Annotated in this window: 13 protein-coding genes and 4 tRNA genes; 12 read left to right on the top strand and 5 right to left on the bottom strand. The window is 66.0% G+C overall.

Features of this window, described 5'->3' with window-relative positions; translation table 11 throughout:
* Nucleotides 1–287 precede the first annotated feature (287 nt).
* A complete protein-coding gene (locus AC5Y4S_RS06090; protein ID WP_500031015.1) occupies nt 288–743 on the top strand; it encodes a hypothetical protein in 456 nt (151 codons plus the stop codon).
* Nucleotides 740–1,693, top strand: coding sequence for an alpha/beta fold hydrolase (locus tag AC5Y4S_RS06095; protein ID WP_500031016.1), 954 nt, complete (start codon nt 740–742; stop codon nt 1,691–1,693). The genes AC5Y4S_RS06090 and AC5Y4S_RS06095 overlap by 4 nt, the downstream gene beginning before the upstream one ends.
* On the opposite strand, the gene AC5Y4S_RS06100 is transcribed toward AC5Y4S_RS06095, so the two are convergent.
* Entirely contained in the window at nt 1,690–2,610 is a 921-nt protein-coding gene (locus tag AC5Y4S_RS06100) for a cation diffusion facilitator family transporter (protein ID WP_500031017.1), read from the bottom strand. The genes AC5Y4S_RS06095 and AC5Y4S_RS06100 overlap by 4 nt on opposite strands.
* A 59-nt stretch (nt 2,611–2,669) precedes the next feature.
* Between AC5Y4S_RS06100 and AC5Y4S_RS06105 the strand changes: the two genes are divergently transcribed.
* From AC5Y4S_RS06105 to AC5Y4S_RS06135, 7 genes are all read left to right on the top strand, one after another.
* The gene (locus AC5Y4S_RS06105; protein ID WP_500031018.1) at nt 2,670–3,839 is read left to right on the top strand and encodes a glycosyltransferase; all 1,170 of its coding nucleotides are present in this window, start codon (nt 2,670–2,672) and stop codon (nt 3,837–3,839) included.
* Nucleotides 3,840–3,864: 25 nt separating this feature from the next.
* Complete coding sequence (locus tag AC5Y4S_RS06110; protein WP_500031019.1) at nt 3,865–4,101, top strand: hypothetical protein; 237 nt, start codon at nt 3,865–3,867, stop codon at nt 4,099–4,101.
* A 10-nt stretch (nt 4,102–4,111) separates the two neighbouring features.
* Nucleotides 4,112–4,408, top strand: a complete 297-nt coding sequence (locus AC5Y4S_RS06115) for a hypothetical protein (protein ID WP_500031020.1) — start codon at nt 4,112–4,114, stop codon at nt 4,406–4,408.
* Between the two features lie 122 nt (nt 4,409–4,530).
* Nucleotides 4,531–4,833 (top strand): hypothetical protein, encoded by a 303-nt coding sequence (locus AC5Y4S_RS06120; RefSeq protein WP_500031023.1) that lies wholly within the window; start codon nt 4,531–4,533, stop codon nt 4,831–4,833.
* Between the two features lie 130 nt (nt 4,834–4,963).
* Nucleotides 4,964–5,311 (top strand): DUF732 domain-containing protein, encoded by a 348-nt coding sequence (locus AC5Y4S_RS06125; RefSeq protein ID WP_500031026.1) that lies wholly within the window; start codon nt 4,964–4,966, stop codon nt 5,309–5,311.
* Between the two features lie 120 nt (nt 5,312–5,431).
* Nucleotides 5,432–5,932, top strand: a complete 501-nt coding sequence (locus AC5Y4S_RS06130; RefSeq protein ID WP_500031029.1) for an Rv2253 family sensor-like surface protein — start codon at nt 5,432–5,434, stop codon at nt 5,930–5,932.
* 75 nt (nt 5,933–6,007) lie between these two features.
* Complete coding sequence (locus tag AC5Y4S_RS06135; RefSeq protein WP_500031031.1) at nt 6,008–6,292, top strand: hypothetical protein; 285 nt, start codon at nt 6,008–6,010, stop codon at nt 6,290–6,292.
* Nucleotides 6,293–6,313: 21 nt separating this feature from the next.
* On the opposite strand, the gene AC5Y4S_RS06140 is transcribed toward AC5Y4S_RS06135, so the two are convergent.
* Complete coding sequence (locus AC5Y4S_RS06140; protein ID WP_500031033.1) at nt 6,314–6,703, bottom strand: Rv1352/Rv1906c domain-containing protein; 390 nt, start codon at nt 6,701–6,703, stop codon at nt 6,314–6,316.
* 69 nt (nt 6,704–6,772) lie between these two features.
* On the opposite strand from AC5Y4S_RS06140, the gene AC5Y4S_RS06145 reads away from it, so the two are divergent.
* Both AC5Y4S_RS06145 and AC5Y4S_RS06150 read left to right on the top strand, forming a co-directional pair.
* On the top strand, nt 6,773–7,216 hold the full coding sequence (locus AC5Y4S_RS06145) for a hypothetical protein (RefSeq protein WP_500031035.1): 444 nt from the start codon (nt 6,773–6,775) through the stop codon (nt 7,214–7,216).
* 366 nt (nt 7,217–7,582) lie between these two features.
* On the top strand, nt 7,583–8,122 hold the full coding sequence (locus AC5Y4S_RS06150; protein WP_500031039.1) for a PE family protein: 540 nt from the start codon (nt 7,583–7,585) through the stop codon (nt 8,120–8,122).
* A 152-nt stretch (nt 8,123–8,274) separates the two neighbouring features.
* Here AC5Y4S_RS06150 and AC5Y4S_RS06155 read toward each other — a convergent pair.
* From AC5Y4S_RS06155 to AC5Y4S_RS06165, 3 genes are all read right to left on the bottom strand, one after another.
* Nucleotides 8,275–8,349: transfer RNA gene (locus AC5Y4S_RS06155), tRNA-Val, on the bottom strand.
* A gap of 15 nt (nt 8,350–8,364) precedes the next feature.
* Nucleotides 8,365–8,438: transfer RNA gene (locus AC5Y4S_RS06160), tRNA-Cys, on the bottom strand.
* A 29-nt stretch (nt 8,439–8,467) separates the two neighbouring features.
* Nucleotides 8,468–8,540 (bottom strand) — tRNA-Gly (locus tag AC5Y4S_RS06165).
* A gap of 177 nt (nt 8,541–8,717) precedes the next feature.
* On the opposite strand from AC5Y4S_RS06165, the gene AC5Y4S_RS06170 reads away from it, so the two are divergent.
* A tRNA-Val gene (locus AC5Y4S_RS06170) sits at nt 8,718–8,789 on the top strand.
* Nucleotides 8,790–8,878 lie beyond the last annotated feature (89 nt).

Consider the following 8,878-nt stretch of genomic DNA (forward strand, 5'->3'; position numbering starts at 1 on the left):
GCCAGCTGTGCGGATTCTTATCGCGGAAGGGATTCGGCATCCGCTATGTTGCGCGTGACGTCGGCAACCGCCGACCACGGCGACAGGAGCCAATGGTGAGCAAGGCATCGGTTATGGCGGCCGGGATCGCGGCAGGCGCACTGGTGGTCGGCGCCGCGGCCACCGGCTGTCAAAGCAACAAGTCGTCCAGCCCGTCGTCGGCACCGGCGTCGGCGACATCTTCGACAACGTCGACGCCGGCCGCGTCATCGAGCAGCGCCACCCCGCGGCCCTTCGACTACAGCAACATGCTGATCAAGCCGACCGACATCGTCATGCCCGGCGATACGTTCGCCCTGTCGCAGACCCTGCCGGTTCCCAATCCGGCGGGAAGCGAAGGGGTGTTCATGAATCAGGCCGGCACCCGCAAGGTCGACGACACGATCTACGTCTATCCCGACGCCGCCGCGGCAGCGCAGGCGCTCGACCAGAGCGCCAAGGGGATTCAGGAGCTCAGTGTGAAGGCGGCGCCGACACCGGCCGACGTGGGCACCGGCGGCCAGATCGCCGTCGGCCCGTCGCCGGACGGCTCGAAGTCGAAGGCGATCGTGATGTTCACCGAGGGCAAGGTGTTCGCGGTCCTCGAATTCGAGAGCCCGCCGGACGACCCCGTGCCGTCGGACTTTGCGCTCGACCTCGCGAAGAAGCAGGACGCCGCAATCAAGAGCGGATTGCCCGACTGCTGCGCCGCGAGGCCGTCGTGAGAACGGGTTTGGCCTCGCTCGGTGCGGCTGGCCTGTTGGGCTGGGGTGCCGCGCGGGCGATGGCGTCGCGAATAGCGCGCAACCCGGATCCCGTTCCGCGCGAACGGCTTGTGGCCCAGCCCGAGGGTGAGCAGGTCTCCATCACCCGGCCCGACGGCACGGTCCTAAACGCATTGGTCGCGGGGCAGGGGCCGCCGGTGGTTCTCGTGCACGGCTACACCGCCCGGATCCTCGAGTGGAATTTCGTGTGGGACGAGCTGCAGGCCAGGGGTTTTCGCGTCATCGCGTTCGACCAGCGCGGCCACGGACGTTCCACACTCGGCTCCGACGGCATCGGGTCCGAGCCCATGGCGGCCGACCTCGCCGCGGTGCTGCAGCACTTCGACGTTCACGACGGCGTGCTCGTCGGGCACTCGATGGGCGGATTCGTCACCATCCGCACCGTGCTCGACCATGCCGACGTGGCGCCCCGGCTGCGCGGGCTTGTGCTGTTCGCCACCTGGGCGGGCCGCATCCTGGACGGGGCACCGCAGAACCGGCTGCAGATCCCGCTGCTGCAATACGGCGTGCTACAACGGATGATGCGCAACGAGACCGTCGCGACGCTGTTCGGTGCCGCGCAGTGCGGGACGCACCCCGCACCGACGATGGTCTCGGTGTTCATCGACTTCTTCAACCAGCACCTGGACGAACACGGGCCGCTGCTCCCGATCGTGCGGGCCTTCTCACAGGAGGACCGGTATCCCCGCCTGGGCGAGATCACGGTACCGACGGCGGTGATGGTCGGCTCCGCGGATCGCACCACGCCGGCCAGTCATTCGCGCCGCCTCGCCGAGGGGATTCCCGGCGCGCGGCTGGTCACGGTGCCCGACGCGGGACACCTGCTGAACTGGGAAGCGCCGGACGAACTGATCAAGGTCGTCGAATCGTTTCCGGCGCAACGGGTTTAGGCGGCCCGCGCGGTCCAGCTGAAGCTGTGCATCTCGGGGATCCGTGGTGTCAGAGCCTCGGCCACACTGCGACCGATCCGATCGGCCTGGGCGAGTGGGGTTTTCGGGTCGAGGAAGCCCTCCACCTCGACCCGTAGGGTGCGCCCGGTCCAGCGGGCCCGGGCGTGGGCGTGCACGACGCCGGGAACCGAGGCGGCCGCGGTTTCGGCCGTCGTGATGATTTCCGGGTCGACGCCGTCGAGCAGCCGGTGCGCGATGTCGGCGGTCACCTCCCACCCGACGTGGCAGATGAACGCCGTGACGACGATTCCGGCGACCGCGTCCGCCCAGTCCCAGCCGAGCGCCACGCCGATCAGGCCCAGCATCGCCCCGGCCGAGGACAGCGCGTCGAGCCAGGAATGCTTGGCGTCGGCCACCATGGTCGCCGAGCGAATCCGCCGGCCCACCGCCAGCTTGTAGCGGGCCACCAGCTGATTGCCCGCGATGCCCACCGCCGCGGCGGCGATGCCCCAGCCCACGTGTCCGGTCCCGCCGTGGCGGAGCAGCTTGGTGACGCTCTCGAAGCCGGCGACCGCGGCGCTGCCCCAAATCACCAGCGCCACACCGATGCCGGCGAGGTCCTCGGCGCGTTCGTAACCGTACGGATAACGCTCCGTGGGGAGTTTGCGCGACGCCCGGAAACCGACGAACACCAGGGCACTGGTCGAGACGTCCGACAGGTTGTGCAGCGCGTCGCCGAGCAGCGCCACCGACCCGGACACCAGCGCGATGGCCAGTTCGACGAGGCCGGTCAGCGCCAACCCGACCGCGCTGACGGCGACGGCGCGGTTGGCCTGGCGGCGCTCGCCCGCATCGTCGGCCAGGGTCTCGAGGGGAAAGCTCGCCGCGGGGTCGCGGACTCCGTTGATCACGTGCATACCGCCAAGGATGCCCGCGCGTTGGGCGATCCACCACTTGGGTGCGTTAGGTTCCGTCCGTGAAGTTCGTGGTGGCCGGCTACGGAAGCAGGGGCGATGTCGAGCCCTGCGTGGCCGTCGGCCGCGAGCTGCGGCGCCGGGGCCACGAGGTTCGCATGGCGGTCTCGCCCGACAAGCTCGGCTTCGTCGAGGCGGCCGGGCTGACCGCGGTCGCCTACGGAGCGGACACGCGCGAGCGGATGGACTCCGCCGAGCGATTCGTCCGCAAGGTGGACAACCCATTCGCCGCGTTGCCCGAAGTCATCGAGCAACTCACCAAAGTGTGGGCGGACAAGACCGCCACGTTGACGTCGCTGGCCACCGACGCCGACCTGCTGGTGGCGGGCTTCAACGAGCAGGAGCTGGCCGCCACCGTGGCGGAATATCGCGGCATTGTGCTGGCCGCGCTGCATTTCTTCCCGAGGCGCGTGTACTCCACCGGGGTGCTGTATTCGAACTTGGTCAAGGACGTCGCGGCGGCCCAGCGCCGCTCGCTCGGGTTGCCCGAAGCGCCCCCGCCGGCGTCGGCGCTGGAAATCCAGGCCTACGACGAGCTCTGCCTGCCCGGGCCGGCGTCCGATTGGGTGGAAGCGGACGAGCGGCGCCCGTTCGTCGGCGCGCTGACGCTCGGGTTGCCCGCCGAGGCCGACGACGAGGTCCTGTCGTGGATCGCCGCGGAGACGCCGCCGATCTGCTTCGGCTTGGGCAGCACGCCGGTCTCGGCCCCGGCGGAGCTGGTCGCCATGATCGGCGCGGCCTGCGCGCAGCTGGGGGAGCGGGCGCTGATTTGCAGCGGCCCCAACGACTTTGCCGATCTGCCGCGCCCCGATCACGTCAAGGTCGTCGATGCGGTCAACCATGCGGCCGTGCTGCCGGCGTGCCGCGCCGTCGTGCACCATGGCGGCGCCGGTGTGACGGCGGCCGGTCTGCGCGCCGGAATCCCGGCCCTGGCGCTGTGGCTCTGGCTCGATCAGCCGATGTGGGCTGCTGGCCTCGAACGACTGAAAGTCGGTGCCGCGCGCCAGCTTTCGATGACAACCCAGGAATCGCTAGTCGCGGACCTGCGCCGCATCCTCGCCCCGGACTACGCTGCGCGGGCCCGCGACGTCGCCGCCCTTATGACCAAGTCCGCCGAAAGCGTCGCCCGCGCCGCCGATCTGCTCGAAGACGCCGCGTCGAGTTGCGCCTAGCCCTCCCGTATCCCACGCTGGAAAAATGGGGTGGCAGCTCGTCTCGCGTCTGATGCTTCCGGCCGTGGTCGCCGGGATGATGGCGACCCTTGTTCCGCCGGCAGACGCCGCCGGCGTGGTGCCGCTCGGCTGCGGGATCACATGGACGCGCACCGGCGGTGTGTGGATCTACCAACCGGACTGTCCGCAACAGCCGCCGCCTTCGCAGCCGTCGCCGGAGGGCCCGCCGCCTGGCCCGCCCCCGCCGCCGCCGACTCCGTAAGCTTCCGCTCGTGGCATATGACGTTCACATCCGGACCGCCGACGGCGGTGTCCAATACCCCAACGCATTCAGCTACGACATCAAAGACGGGATCCTGATGGTCGAGGTCGGCGACGACGTCGACCACGCGGACAAGATCTACTTCTCCCCGGGCTACTGGCAGCAGTACGTGGTCGACCCATTCGGCGAGGACCCCCTCGACCTGGAGCTCGATGTCTTCGACGACGAAGACGAAGACGAGGACTACGAAGACGACGAAGACGAAGACGTCGAAGAAGAAGACCAGGACGAGGAAGGCGACGAATAGCCGTCGCCTGACTTGGTGACGTCGGTCACCTTGCCTCCGATTTGGGCAGCCCTGCCGTCGCTCCGGTGTTGCACAGGGCGGTTGTCGCATCAGACGGCCACCCTGATCGGAGCGAGGCAGACATGGGGCACATCACGACCACGACCGGTGGACACCACGGGACCCGCGACTTGGAGGCCGCCGCGTTCTGGATCTTCGGCGGCATCATCCTGTTGGTCGCCTTCGGCGACGCGGTGGCGGTATTGGCCGTCGCGGTCGCGGTGGTGGCGTCGGTCGCGTGGATCTACCGCAAGATTGCGCACCGCTGGGGCCGAGACGACGCACACCCGGCCCCGGTGACTCATCTTCGCGCTGAGTGGGCGGGGCAATTCGACGCGAAAGAGGCTCCGGCACAAGCGCTGTTGCACCACCCGCACGCCGCTTAACGATAATCGGCCCAAAAAGCCGACTCGGCCCAAAAAGCCGACTATTCAGCTGCGCATAATCTGCTTTTTCCCGGCTCTCCACTATTCTTCTACGGCAACCTCAACGCCGAGGAGAAAGAGAGCGCATCAAATGTCCTCACTTCGCTGGCTCGCCGCGCTGGCCATTCCCGTCGTCACCGGCGCCGCCCTGGTTTCCGGCGCGGCGATCGCGACGGCCGATCCCGTTGACGACGCGTACCTGTCCCAACTGCACGCCGCCGGCTTCAGCTGGCCGCCGGACCACGACGAGGCCCTCACAGCGATGGGCCGGCTCATCTGCGACGATCTCGGGTGGGGCTGGACCTACGACCAGATCACCCAAAACATCCACTCCACTTTGGACCCGAGGAACGTCACGTTCGGGGAGATCGGATCCATGGTGAGAATCGCGCACGCGACCTATTGCCCACTGCAGCAATGCTGGGCCGCTCATTGCTGAGCGGTCCCTAGCTCACGCAAAAACTATCCCGCCCCTTTTCCGGCGTGGAATAAGGGTAAAGATGGGGTATATGCACTTCGCTCTGGTTCCGCAGTTGTCGTGGACTGAGAGGAGAAGCCGATGGCCCCAAATGGTCTGAGCGGTCTTGTTGGTTTGTGTGCCGCACCGCTCGCTATCGCCCTGTCGTTTGCCCCGGTCGCATCCGCCGACGCGGCGTCGTGGAACGGCACCTACGCGATCACGTTCATGGTCGGCCCGAAATCCGGGACCAGCATGGCGGTCGGCGACCCCGAGGTGCAGCACACCGACACCTACGGGTTCCGCTCGAGCTGTTCGAGCGGAAAGTGCGTCGCCACCATTGTCAGCGGCCCGCCGCCGAGCAACCCGACGGTTCCGCAACCGGTCCAATTCACCTGGGACGGGTCGTCGTGGACCCAGGTCAGCGATTTTCAGTGGGACTGCATGATGCCCGACACCAGCATCCAATGGAATCCGGCCCACTCCACCGTGCGCTACACGCCCCAGCCCGATGGGTCGCTTTCCGGCGTCATGCACACCGAGATCCTCAGCGGCGCGTGCCAGGGCACGATTGACATGGATATGAAGGCCGAGCGGGCGTGACGCGCTAAGCCATTGCGCTGCAATGCAATTCGCTTAGCCCTTTGTCTCCGGCATGCGCGGCGATACGATGCGACCATGCGTTTCACCTATTTCGCTGCCGCGGTGGGCATCGCCATCGCGCTGCTGGGAGCGTCGCCCGCCCACGCTGATTACAGCGGTTTCACTCGTTGCGTGGGAGGCATCAAGCAACTACCGCTGAACGAACCGGACCCACAAAACTTCCAACGCGTTGGAGTTATCCAGCAGGACCTCAAATCTGGTGTTTCCCCCGCCGCGGAAGCTCAGAAAGTAGCGGGGATGGGATTCGACCAGCAGACCGCCGCCACGATTGTGCAGTGCGTCATCGAGGAGAACCCGTAAGCGCGACGCTCTGAAAGCAACTCAGTCGGTCTTGTGCCAGGTTTGGCAGCTACGCGTCAAGAACGCCTTGTCGGTCGGCGCGATCATCACCACCTGAGGGCCGGTGCCTATGTCGCTATCGATGATGTGGGTCGAATTCAGACTGCTCAGCCGCGCCCAATAGCAGTCGGATCCTCCTTCAGGGCTGGGACCGCCCGACCGATAGGTGCCCGCCACGATGTCGATACCGACGCGATAGGTGCCGTCGGTTTCGATGACGGTCCTGGGGGCGAACGGCGGCGGGGGAGCGGTCACCGTGACTGTCTTGGTGATTTCTACCGCGGACGTCACCGTCGTTGCCGTCTTGCCGGAGCCGCCGCAACCTGCAAGAACAATCGCCGCGCCCGCGACAGCAATTTTCGTGCCGTGCATTGAAGGAGGGTAAGCAGCGGATGCTCGGACCTCCAGTGCAGGCGGTGGTGGTGGTGTCAAGCTAAACGCGTGTCGAAGGCTGATCTGTCGGCCGTCCGAAGTGTTGCCACCGCGGCCACCGTCGCCGCCGTAGCTGTCGGGGCGGCCGCTCCCGCCTTTGCCGCTCCGCCGATGAGCGGCCACTACCTCAAGACCACCGATCCGGCCGGCGGCGGCCGGGCTTTTACCGAGAACTGGTACTTCACCCCCTGCGGTGACGGGTGCGCCGACTTGTCGAGCCCGGCGTCCGGCCTCGGGGGCCGGGCGACGTTGGTGAATGGTCAGTGGACGCTTGATAGCACCGAGGACATCGTGTGTAAGGGCGGTGTCACGGAAGGCAACGCGGCGACCGCCCACTACACATGGGATCCGAACACCCTGACCGGCACGGTCCAAGTCATCCAAAACCGGGGCGTATGCGACCATCCGCCACAGTCATACTCCTTGAGCTTCCGGCTCACGAAGGCGCCCTGACGGGTGCTCCTGGGCGGTGTGTTGAATCGTCTTCGCAGTTGAATACCAAGAAGCTCCGTGTGGCCGACACCGTTACCCTCCGCAGCGACTTCCTACCGAAAGACCCGCAGCGCCTACTCCGTAGCTCCTGGCTGGACTGCGCACGGCTGTGGTTTAGGTGAGACGCTTCCAGCGACCCAAGCGCTCCCGGCAGCGCTGCCCGTTCTGCCTGCGCAATATCGCCGTCCATACACTCGGCCGATTCGCTGGTCCGGGCAACTGAGGCTAGACCTTTAGTCCGCCAGTTGCCGAAAGCACGTAGTCCCCTACTCATACCGATCCCCGACAAAGAGCGCATCCTGGGTGGGCGGCCAAGGAGGTGGCGAGATGTCCTATGTGATTGCGGAGCCGGAGATGATGACGGCGGCGGCAGCGGATTTGGCAGCCATCGGCGACACGCTCAACGCGGCGCACATGACGGCGGCGGCCCCGACCGTCGCGGTGCTGCCTGCCGCCGCCGATGAAGTATCGACGAGTATCGCGCACCTGTTCTCCGGTTACGGCCAGGAATATCAGAATCTGGCCGGGGAAGCGGCTGCGTCTTATGAGCACTTTGCGCAGAACTTGACGGCCAGCGCCGCTGCGTATGCCAGCGCAGAGGATGTCATCGCCGGGTTCTTGCAGGACTTCCCGATTTGGGCCAATTCCTTGTCGGCGAGCGCAACCAACGTATTCGTCTCGCTTGCCATTTTGATATTTGTACTCACTATTTTCATTGCACTTCTACTCGTTGTTCCTCCATCTCTTGCCGTTGCATTGCCACTCGTCTTCGCCGTTGTGGCGCCACTCGGCATCGCCGCTGACGTGTACATATTCGGTCCGATCATATTGCTCGCGCTTTTGGCGCAACTTGGTGCGGCTCTTTAGACGGATGTCGCGGATCGCGACCAACCGGCCATTCAAAGCCCGCACAGAGAATAAGGGCGGATGACGGCCCAGGACGCAGGCCGACATCCCAAGTCGCTTGGAGCGAACACGAGCCGGAGGATCTAGGTATCTGTTCTGAACTGCAAAAACTATGGTGCGCGATACTGGGATTGAACCAGTGACCTCTTCCGTGTCAGGGAAGCGCTCTCCCGCTGAGCTAATCGCGCCTGGGGGTCAAAACTTGGAGGTGGAGACGGGAATCGAACCCGTGTGCACGGCTTTGCAGGCCGTTGCCTCACCACTCGGCCACTCCACCGCGGGGGATTGATGCCACTTGCACCTTCGAGCGGACGACGGGATTCGAACCCGCGACCCTCACCTTGGCAAGGTGATGCGCTACCAACTGCGCTACGTCCGCGCGCAACGAGCGAGATCGTCGCCCGGTGCGAAGGACGACGATAGTCCACCCGAGCGGGCGCACACAAATCTCTTGGTTACGTTGCGGCTCTAGGCTAGCGCGCCCTCCGACACACGCGGCGAGTTCGGCGCTCTGCGATTCGTGCTACCCTTCGACGTCGTTCGCCCGTCGGCGCCGGGTCCCGTGGCTCAGTGGAAGAGCGTCCGCTTCACACGCGGAAGGTCGCTGGTTCGATCCCAGCCGGGACCACCCTTCTGACCTGCACGAACACGGCTCGTGCACTCGATGATCGGTTGGATTCGTCCGGTTCTTGGTGCATCCACGATCCTTGCCGTACA

The sequence above is a fragment of the Mycobacterium sp. NGS64 genome (genome assembly GCF_059812245.1).